This window comes from Streptomyces spiralis (genome assembly GCF_014654675.1).
Lineage (GTDB): Bacteria > Actinomycetota > Actinomycetes > Streptomycetales > Streptomycetaceae > Streptomyces > Streptomyces spiralis.
In genome coordinates this window covers 1-16475 of the sequence record NZ_BNBC01000035.1, presented here as the reverse complement: position 1 = coordinate 16475, position 16475 = coordinate 1, and the positions used below count along the sequence as shown (strand labels likewise).

General features: G+C 71.1%; 14 protein-coding genes and 1 tRNA gene. 7 read left to right on the top strand and 8 right to left on the bottom strand.

Features of this window, described 5'->3' with window-relative positions:
- Positions 1–197: 197 nt before the first annotated feature.
- The gene (locus tag IE318_RS29940) at positions 198–1823 is read right to left on the bottom strand and encodes a beta-N-acetylhexosaminidase (RefSeq protein ID WP_030170827.1); all 1626 of its coding nucleotides are present in this window, start codon (positions 1821–1823) and stop codon (positions 198–200) included.
- 89 nt (positions 1824–1912) lie between these two features.
- On the opposite strand from IE318_RS29940, the gene IE318_RS29935 reads away from it, so the two are divergent.
- Positions 1913–2842, top strand: coding sequence for a DUF4429 domain-containing protein (locus IE318_RS29935; RefSeq protein ID WP_189905356.1), 930 nt, complete (start codon positions 1913–1915; stop codon positions 2840–2842).
- Positions 2843–2878: 36 nt separating this feature from the next.
- On the opposite strand, the gene IE318_RS29930 is transcribed toward IE318_RS29935, so the two are convergent.
- Positions 2879–4444 carry a purple acid phosphatase family protein gene (locus tag IE318_RS29930; RefSeq protein WP_189905354.1) on the bottom strand — a complete coding sequence of 522 codons (1566 nt, stop codon included), beginning with the start codon at positions 4442–4444 and terminating at the stop codon, positions 2879–2881.
- A 165-nt stretch (positions 4445–4609) separates the two neighbouring features.
- Here IE318_RS29930 and IE318_RS29925 point away from each other — a divergent pair, with 165 nt between their 5' ends.
- Both IE318_RS29925 and glmS read left to right on the top strand, forming a co-directional pair.
- Positions 4610–4867 carry a hypothetical protein gene (locus tag IE318_RS29925; RefSeq protein ID WP_030170818.1) on the top strand — a complete coding sequence of 86 codons (258 nt, stop codon included), beginning with the start codon at positions 4610–4612 and terminating at the stop codon, positions 4865–4867.
- A gap of 53 nt (positions 4868–4920) precedes the next feature.
- The gene (gene glmS / locus IE318_RS29920) at positions 4921–6738 is read left to right on the top strand and encodes a glutamine--fructose-6-phosphate transaminase (isomerizing) (protein WP_030170816.1); all 1818 of its coding nucleotides are present in this window, start codon (positions 4921–4923) and stop codon (positions 6736–6738) included.
- 117 nt (positions 6739–6855) lie between these two features.
- Here the strand turns inward: glmS and IE318_RS29915 are convergent, their stop codons facing one another.
- Both IE318_RS29915 and IE318_RS29910 read right to left on the bottom strand, forming a co-directional pair.
- A complete protein-coding gene (locus tag IE318_RS29915) occupies positions 6856–7422 on the bottom strand; it encodes a GPR1/FUN34/YaaH family transporter (protein ID WP_189905352.1) in 567 nt (188 codons plus the stop codon).
- 140 nt (positions 7423–7562) lie between these two features.
- Positions 7563–8090, bottom strand: a complete 528-nt coding sequence (locus tag IE318_RS29910) for a universal stress protein (protein WP_030170811.1) — start codon at positions 8088–8090, stop codon at positions 7563–7565.
- Between the two features lie 355 nt (positions 8091–8445).
- Here IE318_RS29910 and IE318_RS45320 point away from each other — a divergent pair, with 355 nt between their 5' ends.
- The 4 genes from IE318_RS45320 to IE318_RS29890 all read left to right on the top strand — a co-directional run bounded on the left by IE318_RS45320 (position 8446) and on the right by IE318_RS29890 (position 11498).
- Positions 8446–8922 carry a hypothetical protein gene (locus IE318_RS45320; RefSeq protein WP_229903827.1) on the top strand — a complete coding sequence of 159 codons (477 nt, stop codon included), beginning with the start codon at positions 8446–8448 and terminating at the stop codon, positions 8920–8922.
- Between the two features lie 379 nt (positions 8923–9301).
- Complete coding sequence (locus tag IE318_RS29900; RefSeq protein WP_030170805.1) at positions 9302–10573, top strand: helix-turn-helix domain-containing protein; 1272 nt, start codon at positions 9302–9304, stop codon at positions 10571–10573.
- 120 nt (positions 10574–10693) lie between these two features.
- Complete coding sequence (gene orn, locus IE318_RS29895) at positions 10694–11302, top strand: oligoribonuclease (protein ID WP_030170802.1); 609 nt, start codon at positions 10694–10696, stop codon at positions 11300–11302.
- 123 nt (positions 11303–11425) lie between these two features.
- Positions 11426–11498: transfer RNA gene (locus tag IE318_RS29890), tRNA-His, on the top strand.
- A 111-nt stretch (positions 11499–11609) separates the two neighbouring features.
- On the opposite strand, the gene IE318_RS29885 is transcribed toward IE318_RS29890, so the two are convergent.
- The 4 genes from IE318_RS29885 to IE318_RS29870 form a co-directional block, all read right to left on the bottom strand.
- The gene (locus IE318_RS29885) at positions 11610–12665 is read right to left on the bottom strand and encodes a LacI family DNA-binding transcriptional regulator (RefSeq protein WP_189905350.1); all 1056 of its coding nucleotides are present in this window, start codon (positions 12663–12665) and stop codon (positions 11610–11612) included.
- A 218-nt stretch (positions 12666–12883) separates the two neighbouring features.
- A complete protein-coding gene (locus IE318_RS29880; protein ID WP_189905348.1) occupies positions 12884–14332 on the bottom strand; it encodes a GH1 family beta-glucosidase in 1449 nt (482 codons plus the stop codon).
- Positions 14333–14693: 361 nt separating this feature from the next.
- Positions 14694–15617 carry a carbohydrate ABC transporter permease gene (locus IE318_RS29875; protein ID WP_189905346.1) on the bottom strand — a complete coding sequence of 308 codons (924 nt, stop codon included), beginning with the start codon at positions 15615–15617 and terminating at the stop codon, positions 14694–14696.
- Positions 15618–15631: 14 nt separating this feature from the next.
- Positions 15632–16475, bottom strand: an 844-nt coding sequence (locus IE318_RS29870; RefSeq protein ID WP_189905343.1) for a carbohydrate ABC transporter permease, incomplete at its 5' end; no start/stop codon positions are given.

Genomic DNA, 16475 nt, shown 5'->3' with positions numbered 1-16475 from the left:
CCGTTCAGGCAGTGGGGGAACATCGCAAGGCGGAGGAGGGAGCCGATGCGGAGCATCGGCGACCGCCGACAACGCCGCGAGGTGCGGTGCCAGGCGCCGCGAGCCCGGCATGATCGGCGAGACACCCCCCAGGGCCGGAGGACGGGCGGGCGCCCCGGAGTACGGTCCTCCGGGGCGCCCGTCGGTGTGCGTCCGGCCTACTCGGCGGGCCAGGGCACCTGGGGCGAGCGGTAGTAGCCGATGCCCAGGGCGTCCCAGCGCGGGGCCTGCGCGGCGAGCCGCACCTTGTAGGTGTCCCAGTCGTGGGTGGCCGCCGGGGACCAGCCCAGCTCGGCGGCGCCGGGCAGCCGGGGGAAGGCCATGTACTCGATCTGGGGGGAGGTGGACAGGGTCTCCGACCACAGCGGGGCCTCGACGCCCTTGACCGCGGAGGCGGGCGCGCCCGGCAGATAGCTGCCCGGGTCCCAGTCGTAGGACCGCTGGACCTCGACGTAGCCGGCCCAGGCCAGCCCCAGCGGGGTGTCCTTGGTGTACTTCATGTCGAGGTAGACCCGGTCGGCCGGGGACAGGATCAGTCCGGTGCCGTTCTGCGCGGCCTGGGCGACCTGTGCCTTCTCGGCGGCGCTGGTGGAGTCCAGGCCCCAGTACTGGGCGAGGGCGCCCTTGGCCGGGGTGGCGCCGGTCAGCTGGTGCCAGCCGACGACCGTCTTGCCGTACTTGGCGACGATGGGCTGCACCCGGTCCATGAACTTCACGTAGTCCTCGTGGCTGGTGGAGTGCGCCTCGTCGCCGCCGATGTGCAGGTAGCGGCCCGGGGTGATGGCGGCCAGCTCACGGATCACGTCGTCCACGAAGTCGTAGGTGGCCTCCTTGGGCACGCACAGCGAGCTGAAGCCGACCTTGGTACCGGTGTAGAGCGGGGGCGCCACGCCGTCGCAGTTCAGGTCGGCGTAGGAGGCGAGGGCGGCGTTGGTGTGGCCGGGCATGTCGATCTCGGGCACGACCTCCAGGTAGCGGGAGGCGGCGTAGCGGACGATCTCCTTGTAGTCGGCCTTGGTGTAGTAGCCGCCCTGGCCGCCGCCGACCTGGGTGGAGCCGCCGTAGGTCGCCAGGCGCGGCCAGGAGTCTATGGCGATGCGCCAGCCCTGGTCGTCGCTGAGGTGCAGATGCAGCTTGTTGATCTTGTAGAGGGCGAGCTCGTCGATGTACCGCTTCACCTGGTCGACGGTGAAGAAGTGGCGGGAGACGTCGAGCATGGCGCCGCGGTAGGCGTAGCGGGGGCTGTCCTGGACTGTGCCGCCCGCGACCAGCCAGGGGCCGGGCTGCGCGGACTTCTTCTCGACGGCGGCGGGCAGCAGCTGGCGCAGGGTCTGCACGCCGTGGAAGAGACCGGCCGGTTCACGGGCGGTGATGGTCACGCCTTTGGGCCCGCTGTCGAGGCGGTAGCCCTCGGCGCCGAACGCGCCCCCCGCCAGGCGCAGCCGGATACCAGCCGGGCCGTGCGTGGTCAGCGGCAGCCGGTAGCCGGTCGAGGGCCGCAGGACGTCCGCGAGGTACGTGCCGACCCGGCGGGCCTCGGCGCCGCCGTCGACGCGGATACGGGTCGCGGACGTGATGCGGTACGCGGCTCCGCCCGCGTGGACGGAGGCGGGCGCGGGGATCACCTGGCTGAGCGGGGTCGCGGCCGGCGGCCCGCCCTTGGCGGGCGTGGCGGCGACCGTGAAGGCCCCGGCCGCCGCCACGAGCAGCAGCGAACCGAGGACGCGGGTCACCCGGGTGGTCGTACGTGGCTTGCGGGGAGTCGTGCTGTGGTGCCGTCTCACATGCGCTCCCTTCACACGGGTTCGAGGGCTCGGCGAGCACCCGATGGGTGTAGACCACTCTCTCGCATCAGCGGTGAAACAATCCCCCCATGGCGGAAATCATCCAGAAGGACGGCACCTGGACGTTCGACGGCGAAGCCCTCCGGCTGACTCCCGGACGGGACCGGAACGTCGGTCTGCTCCGCCGTACGCTGGGGGAACTCACCGTCCCGCTGGAAGCCTTGGCGGGCGTCTCCTTCGAGCAGGGGAAGAAGACGGGACGGCTCAGGCTGCGGCTGCGGGACGGGGCCGACCCGCTGCTGCTCGCCACCGGCGGCCGGCTGACCGAGCCCCACGACCCCTACCAACTGCTGGTGGAGTCCGACCGGTACGGCGTCGCCGAGTACTTCGTGGACGAGGTGCGCAGCGCCCTGCTGCTGGAGCGGGTTTCACCCGATCCGGTGACGCGGTATCTGCTGTCCGGCCCATCGCTGCCGGTGTCGGTGGCCGCCGGGGACGGCACGGCGAGCTTCGACGGCGAGCAGGTGCGGCTGGAGTGGAACTGGAAGACGGAGGACGCCAAGGCCGCCGGGGGCGCCCGCTCCCTCGCACTGGCGGACATCACGGCTGTGGAGTGGGTGCCCGCGGCCGGGCTGGAGAACGGCTGGCTGCGCTTCACGGTGCGCGGCGCGCCGACCGGGACCCCGCCGAAGTACGACCCGCACGCGGTGGAGCTGTGGGGCTTCAAGAAGGACCCACTGATGGCGCTGGTCGCGGCGGCGGTGCAGGTGCGGCTGCCGCATCCCGCCTCGTCCGGCGGAAAGCCCGGGGAGATACGGGCGGCGGGCCCCGGGGCCGTACCGGACACGGCGGTGGTACGGGCCCCGGAGGCCGGGGTCCCGCAGCAGCGCGCGGCGGCCGAGGACGACCACGACGCGCTGCTGCGGCGGCTGCGCGAGCTCGGTGAGCTGCACCGCACGGGGGTGCTCACCGACGAGGAGTTCACCCTGGCCAAGCAGGCGGTCCTCAAGCGCATGTGAGGCCGCGCGTGAGGACCGCCCCAGGCAGCGGTTGCGTCACTTCGCGCGGCGGGCCACCGTGAAGTGGTCGATCCTGTCACCGGTCTCGGCGATGCCCTGGACCTTCAGGGTGGCGTAACGGCCCTTCGGTGCGGGCGTGACGTCCACGCGCAGGAAGGAGTAGTTGAGGTAGCGCACCCGGGACCAGGCGACCGTCTCGTTCTGCTTGCCGTCCTTGAGGTTGACGAAGGAGGCGACGGAGTCGACCTCGTGCTCGTGTCCCTCGTAGGAGTCGGGCGCGCTGAACGCGTACAGGCTGCGGCCCGCGGCGCCCGCCGTGACGTACACCACACCCTCGGTCTCGGGGTATGCCGTGCCGCCGATCGGGAGCTTCTTGGTGACGGCGTTGCCCTTGATGACGTCGGTGCGCTCGTACTGGTGGTTGTGGCCGTTGATGACGAGGTCGACGTCGTACTTCTCGAACAGCGGCACCCACTCCTGCCGCACACCCCCCTCCGAGGCGTGCGCCGTGGACGTGCAGTACGCGCAGTGGTGGAAGAACACGATGACGAAGTCGATGTCCCGCGCGGCCCGGAACTTCTTCAGCTGGGCCTCGAACCACTTGGTCTGGGTGCCGCCGGAGATGCCGAGGTTGGCCGGGATCTCGAAGGAGATGTCGTTGGGGTCGAGCGAGATGATCGCCGTGTTGCCGTAGACGAAGGAGTAGACGCCGGGCAGGTTCTTCTTGTCCGGCCCGTTGTCGGGGAGCGTGAAGCGGGCCTCCTCGCCGCCGTAGCCGTTGGGCGAGTACCAGGCCTCCATGTCGTGGTTGCCGTAGCTGACCATCCACGGGACGGACTTGGCGACCGACTCGGTCTGGGCGAGGAACTGGTCCCAGGTGCGCGAGTCGAAGACGGTGTCGGAGGTCTTGCCCTGGCCGGCCGGGTCGCCGTAGGCGATGTCGCCGGCGTGCAGGTGGAAGGCCGGGTTCTGGCCGAGGATCAGGCTGTCGTTGGCCAGGGCGTGGTAGCTCACGCCCTGGTCGCCGAAGGCCGTGAAGGTGAACGGCTGCTTGTGGTCGGGGGCGGTGGTGAAGGTGCCCAGGGTGCCCAGCAGGTGCGGCTCGGCCGGGTCGAAGCCCTGGTGGCCGACGCCGTAGTAGTACGTCCTGCCGGGGCGCAGGTGGGTGAGCTTGGCGTGCAGGTAGTACTGCGTGTGGTCGCCGCTCGCGCCGACACCGGCGGGGGTGTAGAGGGTGCGGACCTCCGCCTCGATCTTGCGGGAGAGGTCCCAGGGGTGGGCGCCGACGCGGATGAACGGCTTCTTCACGGCGACCGGGACCTGCCAGGAGATCGTCATCTCCGTGCGCGGGTCGTTGCCGTAGGCGAGGTGGCGGCCGAAGGGGGCGACGAGGGAGCCGTCGACGGTCTCGGTGGCCGGGGCGGTGGCCGGCGTCGGGGTGGCGGCCTGGGCGGTGGCGCCCGGTACGAACGCGCCACCGGCGACGGCGCCGAGGGTGACCGCACCGCCCCTGATCATCGTGCGCCGCGAGAATCTGGAGCGCAGGTACTCGTGCTGTTCGGCCATGCTCATGCGCTCGGCCAGCTTCTCGGGTACGCCCATGCGTGGAATGTCCATGGCGTCTGAAAATGCTTCACCAGCGCGACAGGACGCGGGCCGCCGGATGGACAGGGCGCGAACAGCGCTTCACCAGCACCTGAACAGGCGCCTGCCCGAAATCGGGCAAGATTCTTGCGAAAGTATCTCCCGTACTCCAGGATCTACCGGGTGCACGACGAACTCGTTGATCATCTGACGCGGTCCACGCCCCTGAACCGGGGCGAGGCGCTGCGGGTGGTCCAGGACGTGCTCGCCTACTTCGACGAGACGACCGAGGAGTTCGTCCGTCGCCGCCACCGCGAGATGCAGGCCCAGGGCCTGGTGAACGCGGAGATCTTCGAACGGATCGGGGCGGAACTGAAGTACCGCGCGGTGGCACCGCCGGAGCTCTCGCTGCGGCAGTTGCGGCGGATCGTCTACGGCTGACCACCGCCGCCGGAGACGACAGCGACATCAACTCGGGGACAAAAGGGACTTATATGTGCGGAATCGTCGGATACATCGGCAAGCGTGACGTCGCCCCGCTGCTCCTGGAGGGCCTGCAGCGCCTGGAGTACCGCGGCTACGACTCGGCGGGCATCGTCGTCACCTCGCCGAAGGCGGCCGGCCTGAAGATGGTCAAGGCCAAGGGCCGGGTACGCGACCTGGAGGCCAAGGTCCCGGCGCGCTTCAAGGGCACCACCGGCATCGCCCACACCCGCTGGGCCACCCACGGCGCCCCGTCCGACGTGAACGCCCACCCGCACATGTCGGGCGACGACAAGGTCGCCGTCGTGCACAACGGCATCATCGACAACGCCGCCGACCTGCGCCGCAAGCTGGAGGCGGACGGCGTGGAGTTCCTCTCCGAGACCGACACCGAGGTCCTCGTCCACCTCATCGCCCGCTCCGAGGCCGAGACGCTGGAGGAGAAGGTCCGCGCCGCCCTCCGCCTGGTCGAGGGCACGTACGGCATCGCGGTCATGCACGCCGACTTCTCCGACCGCATCGTGGTGGCCCGCAACGGCTCCCCGGTCGTGCTCGGCATCGGCGAGAAGGAGATGTTCGTCGCCTCCGACATCGCCGCGCTGGTCACCCACACCCGGCAGATAGTCACCCTCGACGACGGCGAGATGGCCACCCTCAAGGCCGACGACTTCCGCACGTACACCACCGAGGGCACCCGGACCACCGCCGAGCCGACCACCGTGGAGTGGGAGGCGGCCTCCTACGACATGGGCGGCCACGACACCTACATGCACAAGGAGATCCACGAGCAGGCCGAGGCCGTGGACCGGGTGCTGCGCGGCCGGATCGACGACCGGTTCGCCACCGTGCACCTGGGCGGCATCAACCTCGACGCCCGTGAGGCGCGCGCGGTGCGCCGGGTGAAGATCCTCGGCTGCGGCACCTCCTACCACGCCGGCATGATCGGCGCCCAGATGATCGAGGAGCTGGCCCGGATCCCCGCCGACGCCGAGCCGGCCTCCGAGTTCCGGTACCGCAACGCGGTCGTGGACCCCGACACGCTGTACATCGCGGTCTCCCAGTCCGGTGAGACCTACGACGTGCTGGCGGCCGTTCAGGAGCTCAAGCGCAAGGGCGCGCGGGTCCTCGGCGTCGTCAACGTGGTGGGTTCGGCGATCGCCCGCGAGGCGGACGGCGGCATCTACGTGCACGCCGGTCCCGAGGTGTGCGTGGTCTCCACCAAGTGCTTCACCAACACGACCGTGGCCTTCGCGCTCCTCGCACTGCACCTCGGCCGGATCCGCGACCTGTCGGTGCGCGACGGCAAGCGCATCATCGAGGGGCTGCGCAAGCTGCCCGCGCAGATCTCCGAGATCATGAAGCAGGAGGAGGAGATCGAGCAGCTGGCGAAGAGCTACGCCGACGCCCGCTCGATGCTCTTCATCGGCCGCGTCCGGGGCTACCCGGTGGCCCGCGAGGCCTCCCTGAAGCTCAAGGAGGTCTCCTACATCCACGCCGAGGCCTACCCGGCCTCCGAGCTCAAGCACGGCCCGCTGGCGCTGATCGAGCCCGCGCTGCCGACGGTGGCGATCGTGCCGGACGACGACCTGCTGGAGAAGAACCGCGCGGCCATGGAGGAGATCAAGGCCCGCAGCGGCAAGATCCTCGCCGTCGCCCACCAGGAGCAGGAGAAGGCCGACCAGACGATCGTCGTGCCCAAGAACGAGGACGAGCTGGACCCGATCCTCATGGGCATCCCGCTGCAACTCCTCGCCTACCACACGGCGTTGGCGCTGGGCCGGGACATCGACAAGCCGCGGAACCTGGCGAAGTCGGTGACGGTGGAGTAGACACCGCCCTCGCGGCTGTCCCCGGCCGGACGTGAACGACCCCCTGTGTGCCACCTGCACAGGGGGTCGTTCTCTTCAGGGGCCGGGGCCCGCCCAGAACCCCGGCCCGACGGCTGCTCAGCCGGTGGCCGTCACACCTCGGCCGGCAGCGCGTCGCGAAAGGGCCGTCGGCCAGTGCGCGAGGGCCGCGGTCGCCGCGTACCAGGCGACCGCCCCGGCCGCCACGGCGAACCAGCCGCCCGCCTTCGCCAGGCTGGAGTTGTCGGCGAAGCGCGCCACGGCGAGCAGGAGCAGGGAGACGAAGAACAGCCCGTAGGTGGCCTGGGTGAGCTGGTCGCCGCCCGCGAGGGTGAGCGAGAGGACCACGGCGGCGAACAGGGCCAGGAACAGGCCCGAGCCGTTGGCCGAGATCTGGTTGCCGGAGGACAGTGCCCAGGTGAACCACAGGGCTCCGACGGCGGTGTAGGCCGTGCCGGAGGCACTGTCGTGGTCGCGGAAGGCCAGCAGCCCGACGAGGAACAGGGCTACGCCGCCGACATAGTGAGCGATGGTCACGGCGTCGTCCGCCGTCACGGAGTGGATGACCCTCGTGTACCCGAGGCCGAAGGCCAACAGGGTGACGAACAGCGCGAGTCGGCCGGCGATCGTGGTGGTGGTGCTTCCCGCAGAGACGTCGTTGGCCACGGCGGGCTCCCTTCATTCCTGTGTGCAGTTGTGCGGTGACCGATATATGCCCTTCACAAGGGCACAAACACCTTCTACGCGCGAGTAGCTTGGGCGGTCGTCACACTGATGTGCCAGGTCACGAAAGGGATTTGGGACCGTTACGGGATGACAACGACGGGCCGCTGGGCCCGCTTGGCGAGCCGGCCGGCGACCGAGCCGAAGAGGCGTCCCACGATGCCGTGCGAGGAGCCGACGACGATCGCGTCCGCCTCGTACTCCTTGCCGACCTCCTCGAGTTCGTGGCAGATGTCGCCGCCGCGCTCGACCAGGATCCAGGGCACCTCGGCGAGGTACTCCGCGCACGCGAGCTCGAGACCGAGGACCTCGGTGCGGTGGTCGGGGACGTCCACGAAGACCGGGGGCTCGCAGCCCGCCCACACCGTGGTGGGCAGCCGGTTGGCCACATGCACGATGATCAGCCCGGACCGGGTGCGATGGGCCATCCCGATCGCGTAGGCGAGGGCGCGTTCACTGGAGTTCGATCCGTCGAAACCGACGACGACGCCGTGCTTGAACGCCGGATCGCAGGGATGGCGTGACTCCTGCTCCGCCAGGGGATCGACCGACGCGGGGTCGGCGACCGGCCGCTTGCGGTCCGCGGGTTCGAAGAATTCGTGACCGGCCATGGCTGTCTCGGCGATGTGATCCTTTGTCGGGGACGACAGTCTGCGGCGAATGCTGTGTCCGGGAATCGTCTTCCCGTCCCCATACCCCCAAGGGTACGGCGGCACTCCTCCTTAGCCCAGATCCCGCGCACTCTCCGTGGCGGTTCCCCGGAGCATGCACGACAGGCGCCCGTAACGCAATGGTTGCTGCCCCGTACAGGCGGTTTGCCCGCGATTCACTCCCCGCGACCGCCCGGTCACCCCCCACTCCGGAGGCCCGCCGGGGCACCGGACGGTGCCGCACAGTGACCGACCCGTCGAACACGCGTTGAACCCGATGATCCACCGCCGCAGGGAGCACCGCAGGGAGCCCACCGTGTCCGCACCTCACCCCGCCCCCGGCCGACCCCGGTCGCCACGCCCCGCGCCGGTCGCGGCCGAGGGCGCCCGCGGGGCGGGTCACGGCGGCCTCGGGGAGGCCGCGGCCGGCCGCGCCGCGGGGACCGCAGGAGGCCGCGCCGGAGGCGCCCAGGGAGGCGGCCGTGCCCGCGACATCTCCTGCGGGCGGGTGGGGGACAGCGTGGGTGATGTGGTTCGGTGGGGCGTCTTCAGTTGCGTCCTCGTGCCGGTGGTGTTGGTCTGGTACGGCACCTCGCCGGCCGGGGCCACCGGGACCGCGCTGGGGCTGGCGGCCGTGACCGGGGTCTGTCGCGTGCTGTTGAGACAGTCGGAGCGCGGGGCGGCCCGGCTGCGCGCGGAGGAGCGCGTCCCGCACCGCGGACGGCACCAGCGGACGGGCACGGGGGCGCACCGGGGCGGCCGTCACCCCGGGGGAACGACTCCGGTCGCCTGACCGGTTTCCGCGCACGCGCCCGTATCTTTTCAGCCAACTTCTCGGACTCGTGCATCACCCGCCCGAGGTACCCCCCAACCCCCGTTCGACCTGCACCGAAAGGGTCTCGGCGACCCTGCGCACCCTACGGGGATTGGCCACTGCGACGAGGCGCACTTCCCTGCACGCCCCACGAGTGCAACGCTTCGTGATCGAATGCTTCACGCCAAGTTGCCATGTCGACAATGTGCCGGGTGCTGAACTGGCCACCGTGGCACGGCGGGACACAGTAGATTCGATCTTGACGGTACTTACGGCGGGGGACTCGTGCAGGACCGAGGGGAAACGTGCAGGAGCGACACAACCGAGGAGCCGCGACCACCGAGGGGGGCTTAGCAGTATGAGCCACGACTCCACTGCCGCGCCGGAAACCGCGGCCCGGAAGCTTTCCGGGCGACGCCGCAAGGAGATCGTCGCGGTGCTGCTGTTCAGCGGCGGCCCCATCTTCGAGAGTTCCATACCGCTTTCGGTGTTCGGGATCGACCGCCAGGACGCCGGAGTGCCGCGCTACCGCCTGCTGGTGGCGGCCGGCGAGGACGGCCCGCTGCGGACCACAGGGGGCCTGGAACTCACCGCGCCGCATGGCCTGGAGGCGATCTCGCGGGCGGGCACGGTCGTCGTGCCGGCCTGGCGGTCGATCACCTCTCCGCCACCGGAGGAGGCGCTCGACGCGCTGCGCCGGGCGCACGAGGAGGGCGCCCGCATCGTGGGCCTGTGCACCGGGGCGTTCGTCCTGGCGGCGGCAGGCCTGCTGGACGGCCGCCCGGCGACGACCCACTGGATGTACGCGCCGACGCTGGCCAAGCGCTATCCGTCGGTGCACGTCGATCCAAGAGAGCTGTTCGTCGACGACGGCGACGTGCTGACGTCGGCGGGCACAGCGGCCGGGATCGATCTGTGCCTGCACATCGTGCGCACGGACCACGGCAACGAGGCGGCCGGCGCGCTGGCCCGCCGCCTGGTGGTCCCGCCGCGCCGCAGCGGCGGTCAGGAGCGCTACCTGGACAGGTCTTTACCGGAGGAGATCGGCGCCGACCCGCTCGCCGAGGTCGTCGCCTGGGCGCTGGAGCACCTCCACGAGCAGTTCGACGTGGAGACGCTGGCGGCGCGGGCGTACATGAGCCGTCGTACGTTCGACCGCCGCTTCCGCTCGCTCACCGGAAGCGCGCCGCTGCAGTGGCTGATCACGCAGCGGGTGCTCCAGGCGCAGCGCCTGCTGGAGACGTCGGACTACTCGGTGGACGAGGTGGCGGGCCGCTGCGGCTTCCGCTCCCCCGTCGCGCTGCGCGGACACTTCCGCCGGCAGCTCGGGTCGTCCCCGGCCGCGTACCGGGCGGCGTACCGGGCGCGCAGACCGCAGGGCGAGCGGCCCGGGGACGGCGAGACGGGTCCGGCGGGACAGGTGCCAGGGCAGGGAACGGGACCGGCGAACGTGACCGGCCCCACGGGCGTGGGCGCCGCGGCGGCCGCGGCCGGCCCGGTCGGCGTCCCGCAGCCCTCGGGCCCCGCGCCGTCGTCCCTGCACACCGAGGGTTCGCTGCCGCACCAGGCCGCCCGCCGTGCTCCGGCGGCGCTGTCGGCGAGCCTGCCGGGACAGCGCGGCGGCGCCTGAGCGACGCCTGACGGCCGGCCGGGGAGAACGGGGTGGACAGGCGCCGGCGCGCCTGCCCGCCCCGTCTCCGTCCCCGCACGGTCGGCTCGGCCCGCGGCGGAGCGCCGTAAGGTGAGACACATGAACGATCGCATGGTGTGGATCGACTGCGAGATGACCGGCCTCTCGCTGTCCGACGACGCGCTCATCGAGGTGGCCGCCCTCGTCACCGACTCCGAGCTGAACGTGCTCGGCGAGGGAATCGACATCGTCATCCGCCCGCCGGACGCGGCGCTGGAGACGATGCCGGACGTGGTGCGTCAGATGCACACCGCGTCCGGGCTGCTGGCCGAGCTGGCCGGGGGCACGACGCTCAAGGACGCCGAGGAGCAGGTCCTGGCCTACGTCCGCGAGTACGTGAAGGAGCCCGGCAAGGCGCCGCTGTGCGGGAACTCCGTGGGCACCGACCGCGGCTTCCTGCTGCGCGACATGCCGACGCTGGAGGGCTATCTGCACTACCGGATCGTCGACGTCTCCTCGATCAAGGAGCTGGCCCGCCGCTGGTACCCGAAGGCCTACTTCAACAGCCCGGAGAAGAACGGCAACCACCGCGCCCTCGCCGACATCCGCGAGTCCATCGCGGAGTTGCGCTACTACCGCGAGGCCGTCTTCGTGCCGCAGCCCGGCCCCGACTCCGAAACCGCCAAGACGATCGCCGCGAAGTACGTCATGCCTGCTCAGCACGGATGACACAGGGCTGACCGGGTGCAGCGAAGGGGCGCCGCGAAACCCGTGCGCGAGCACCCCTTCGGACCCTGTACACTTTTTCTCGGCCGGTCGGGGAACGACGAAAGTCAACCGCTACCGGTCATGGTGGGTGTAGCTCAGCTGGTAGAGCACCTGGTTGTGGTCCAGGATGTCGCGGGTTCGAGTCCCGTCACTCACCCTGAGCAGTCAGCCGGTGACCTTCCGACATACGTCGAGGTCACCGGCTGATTGGTTTTCCGGGGAGCCCCGGCCCGGACGGTGGGCGGAGCCCCGGCCGTCCGCCGGGGCCTCACGACGAAGTGCGGATCACCAGTTCCGTGGGGAGCACCGCGTGGCGGCGTTCCGGGCCACCGGGGGCCGGGGGGCGGCGGTCGGCGATCTCCGTCAGGAGCAGGTCGATCATCGCCCGGCCCATCTCCTCGATGGGCTGGCGGACGCTGGTCAGCGGCGGGTCCATGTGGCGCGCGATGGCCGAGTCGTCGTAGCCGACCAGGGCCACGTCGTCAGGTATGCGGCGGCCCTGCTCGCGCAGCACCTGGCGGGCGCCGGCCGCCGTCACGTCCGAGGCGGCGAAGACCGCGTCCACGTCCGGGGCGCGCTCCAGCAGGCGGGTCATCGCGCGACGGCCGCCCTCCTCGGTGAAGTCGCCCGGCTCGATGAGGAGTTCGTCCACCGTGACGCCCGCCTCCCGCAGGGCGTCGCGGTAGCCGTCGACGCGCCGCTGGGCGCCGTAGACGTCCATGCGGCCGGTGATGTGGGCGATCCGGCGCCGGCCTCGCTCCAGCAGGTGCTCCACGGCCGAGCGCGCGCCGCCGTAGTTGTCGGAGTCCACCGAGGTCAGCGTCTCCGCCGCCGAGCGCGGGCCGCTGATCACCGCCGGGATCTCCAACTGGGACACCAGGTCGGGCAGCGGGTCGTCCGCGTGCACCGACACCAGCAGCACCCCGTCCACGCGGTGCGCGGCCAGGTACTGGGCCAGCCGGCGCCGCTCGCGGTCACCGCCCGCGAAGATCAGCACCAGCTGCATGTCGGTGTCGGTCAGTTCGGCGCCGACGCCGCGCAGCATGTCGGAGAAGTACGGCTCCGCGAAGAACCGGGTCTCCGGCTCCGGCACGACCAGCGCGATCGCGTCCGTGCGGTTGGCCGCCAGGGCCCGCGCGGCGGTGTTGGGGACGTAACCGAGCTCCGCGACCGCGGCCTCCACCGCGGCCCGGGTCGCGTCGCTGACCCGGGGCGAGCCGTTGATCACCCGGGACACGGTGCCGCGGCCCACGCCGGCCCGGGCAGCGACCTCCTCCAGGGTCGGCCGCCGGACGCCCCGGCCCCGCCCACCGTTGACCGCCATAGTCGCCGCCTTCCGTTCGCAGCCGTCAGGCCAGGAATGTAACAGCAGGGGCCTGTTCCGCTCCCGCCCCCATCGTCCCTCCCCCTCGCCACCGCGGCCCCCACCCCCCTCGGGCCGCGCGGGACCACGACCGGGCCGCGCGGGATCGCGACGGGGCGCGGCCCCGGATGGCTGCCGCGCCCCGCGAACCCGACGGCCGGGTCAGCCCTGAGCTCCGCTCACCCCGCGGCCGGCAGGGCGTTGTTGCGGATCACCCCGGCGTACCAGTGGGCGCTCGCCTTGGGGATACGGCGCTGGGTGGCGTAGTCGACGTAGACGGCGCCGAAGCGCTTCGAGTAGCCGTAGGACCACTCGAAGTTGTCCAGCAGGGACCACAGGAAGTACCCGCGCACGTCCGCCCCGTCGGCGACGGCGCGGCGCACGGCCTCGAGGTGGGCGTGCAGATAGGCGATCCGCTGCGGGTCGTTGACCCGGCCCTCGGGGGAGACGTAGTCGTCGAAGGCGGCGCCGTTCTCGGTGACCATCAGCGCCAGCTGCGGGTGCGAGGCCGCGAGGCCGGTCAGCAGGGTGTGCAGCCCGTCGGCGTCGATGGCCCAGTTCATCGCGGTCACGTCGTCGTTGGCGAGGTGGAAGGCGATGTCGTCGCAGCCGGTCCACGGAGAGTGGTCGCTCGCGCCGTGGCCGTCGTTCTTGGTGGTGCCGGTTCCCTCGGTGGCGAGGGAGACCACGGTCGGCGAGTAGTAGTTGACGCCGAGCACGTCGATGGGCCGGGAGATCTCCGCCAGGTCGCCGTCGTACACCAGCTGGTCCCAGTCGACGAGGTGCGCGGTGTCGGCGAGCAGGTCCTCGGGGTAGGCGCCGTCCAGGACGGGGCCGGTGAAGATCCGGTTGCCGACCGCGTCGATGCGGCGCGCGGCCTCGGCGTCCGCCGCGCTGTCGGTCAGCGGACGCACCTGGTGCAGGTTGAGGGTGAGGGAGGTCTGCGCGGTGGACGGCAGGACGGAGCGCAGCGCGCCGACCGCCTGGCCGTGGGCGAGGTTGAGGTGGTGCGCGGCGCGCAGGGTGGCGGCCGGGTCGGTGCGGCCGGGCGCGTGCACACCGGAGCCGTAGCCGAGGAAGGCGCTGCACCACGGTTCGTTCAGGGTGGTCCACACCCCGACCCGGTCACCGAGGGCGCGGGCCATGATGTCGGCGTACTCGGCGAAGCGGTGCGCGGTGTCGCGGTGCGGCCAGCCGCCGGCGTCCTCCAGCTCCTGGGGCAGGTCCCAGTGGTACAGGGTGGCGACCGGCGTGATGCCCGCCTCGAGCAGCTCGTCGGTGAGCCTGCGGTAGAAGTCCAGGCCGCGCTCGACGGCGGGCCCGCGGCCGGTGGGCTGGACCCGGGACCAGGAGATGGAGAAGCGGTACGCCTTGAGGCCGAGGTCCTTCATCAGCGCGACGTCGTCGCGGTAGCGGTGATAGTGGTCGGCGGCGATGTCACCGGTGTCACCGTTGCGGACCTTGCCCGGAGTGTGGCTGAAGGTGTCCCAGATGGAGGGGGTGCGGCCGTCCTCGGCGGCGGCACCCTCCACCTGGTAGGCGGCGGTGGCGGCACCCCAGACGAAGCCCGGCGGGAAGGAGGTGTCCGATGCCCGCTGGGCACTGGTCTCGGGTCGTACGGCGGTCATGGTGAGAACGCTCCCAAAATGGCGTGAGAAGGGGACGGACGGTGGTCCGGCGGTGCGGGACGGCCGGTCGGCGCGTGCGGGTGGGTGCCGGGGGTGGGCGAGTGCGGTGGGACGAGTGGGGGGGCGGTGGAGTGGGTGCACGACGGCAGGTGGGGGGCAGGGTGGCGATCACGGGTCGAGGGGGCGAGTGGGGCAGGGGCGTGTGGACGCCCGGTCCGGTACGGCCCGCGTGCGGGGCGGGCCGGAGATGCGGGTCGTACCGGACGGGCCGTACGGGGGGCGTACGCGCGGCAGGCCGTACGCGGCGGACGGCACACGACAGGCCGTACACGCGTCCGGCCTCGGCCGGCCCCGGGCGGCATCAGCCCTTGACGGCGCCCGCCATGATCCCTCCGACGATCTGCTTGCCGAAGACGATGAAGACCACCAGCAGCGGCAGCGTGCTGATCAGCGCACCGGCCATGACGATGCTCTGGTCGGGGGTGTAGGAGGCGCTGAGCTGGCCGAGCGCGACCTGGAGGGTGGGATTCTCCTGGTTCAGCGCGAGGAAGGGCCAGAAGAAGTCGTTCCAGGCCTGCACGAAGGTGAGCATGCCGAGCACCATCATCGCGGGCCGGGCCGCGGGCAGCACCACGTTCCAGACGATGCGGATGTTGCTCGCCCCGTCCACCTTGGCCGCCTCGACCAACTCGTAGGGCAGGGCCTCCAGCAGGTACTGGCGCATGAAGAAGACACCGAAGGCACCGACCAGGGTCGGGAAGATCACCGACTCCAGGTGTCCGCCCCACCCGATGTCCGACATCAGCATGAACAGCGGGACCACGCTGAGCTGCGGCGGAATGGTCAGGGTGGCGATGACCGCGGTCATCAGCACGCCACGGCCGCGGAAGCGCATCTTGGCGAAGGCGTAGCCGGCCAGGGTGCAGAAGAACAGAGTGGCGGCGGTGATGCAGCCGGCCACGATGACGCTGTTGACGATGGCCTTGCCCAGGTGGGCCTGGTCCCAGGCCGACTGGAGGTTGCTGAACAGCTTGCCGCCCGGAATCAGTGGCGGCGGGCTGTCCAGGACCCGCTGCTGGTCGTGGGATGCGGCCACCAGCGTCCAGTACAGCGGGAATATCGAGCCCAGGCCGACGACGACGAGCGCGATGTAGGTGAACGGGCCGCCCTTGAGCTGCTGCCCGGCGCCGATCTTGAATCGGCCGCGGCCCTTGTCGGACGGGGCGGCGTGCCTGGCCGGAGGGAGGTTCGGCGCGGCGGTCTTGGTGGGACTGGTCGTGGTCATGGATATCGCTCCCGTCAGGCCGCGCTCTTGCGCACGAACCGGCCGACGATCCAGTTGATCAGGGCGATCAGCAGCAGCAGGACGAGCATCGCCCAGGCCACGGCCGCGGCCGGGCCCAGATGCCCGAGCTTCCAGCCGTAGTTGTAGAGGTAGATGCTGAGCGTCTCGTACTGGTGGTCGCTGCCGCCGACGGAGCCGAGGGTGCCGCCCTGGAGCAGCAGCGGCTCACCGAACAGCTGCATGGAGCCGATCGTCGAGATGACGATGGTGAACAGGATCGTCGGACGCAGCGAGGGAATGGTCACCTTGCGGAACTGCTGCCAGCGCGTGGCGCCGTCGATCGAGGCCGCCTCGTACAGGTCGCTGGGCACCGCCTGCATGGCCGCGAGATAGATCAGGGCGTTGTAGCCGGTCCACCGCCAGATCACGATGACCGAGATGGCGATCTTCGACGTCCAGTCCCCGTTGCCCCAGTCGGTGTCGCTGGGGGCGCCGAAGAAGTGCAGCACCCAGTTGAGGATGCCGCCGTCGGCCCGGAAGACCAGGGCGAAGACCAGGGCCGCGGTGGCCACCGAGGTGGCGTACGGGGTGAGGATGACCGTCCGCCAGAACGTGCTGGCGCGCAGCTTGTAGTTGAGCAGGTGGGCCAGGCCGAGCGCCACGAGCAGCTGCGGAACGGTGGAGATGACGCCGATGACGAAGGTGTTGGCGACGGCCGTCCAGAACTCGGAGTCCTGAAGGATCTTGGTGAAGTTGTCGAAGCCGACCCATTCGGACTGGCTCAGGCTGGTCATCTCCACCCGGTGCAGGGCGATCCAGCCGGTGTAGAGGAGGGGGTAGAGCCCGAAGGCGCCGAAG

Bases quoted from the DNA above. Each gene is read 5' to 3' on its own strand.
- IE318_RS29880 (WP_189905348.1), bottom strand. From the start codon at position 14,332: ATGACCGCCGTACGACCCGAGACCAGTGCCCAGCGGGCATCGGACACC.
- IE318_RS29930 (WP_189905354.1), bottom strand. From the start codon at position 4,444: ATGGGCGTACCCGAGAAGCTGGCCGAGCGCATGAGCATGGCCGAACAG.
- IE318_RS29885 (WP_189905350.1), bottom strand. From the start codon at position 12,665: ATGGCGGTCAACGGTGGGCGGGGCCGGGGCGTCCGGCGGCCGACCCTG.
- IE318_RS29935 (WP_189905356.1), top strand. From the start codon at position 1,913: ATGGCGGAAATCATCCAGAAGGACGGCACCTGGACGTTCGACGGCGAA.
- orn (WP_030170802.1), top strand. From the start codon at position 10,694: ATGAACGATCGCATGGTGTGGATCGACTGCGAGATGACCGGCCTCTCG.
- IE318_RS29910 (WP_030170811.1), bottom strand. From the start codon at position 8,090: ATGGCCGGTCACGAATTCTTCGAACCCGCGGACCGCAAGCGGCCGGTC.
- IE318_RS29875 (WP_189905346.1), bottom strand. From the start codon at position 15,617: ATGACCACGACCAGTCCCACCAAGACCGCCGCGCCGAACCTCCCTCCG.
- IE318_RS29900 (WP_030170805.1), top strand. From the start codon at position 9,302: ATGAGCCACGACTCCACTGCCGCGCCGGAAACCGCGGCCCGGAAGCTT.
- glmS (WP_030170816.1), top strand. From the start codon at position 4,921: ATGTGCGGAATCGTCGGATACATCGGCAAGCGTGACGTCGCCCCGCTG.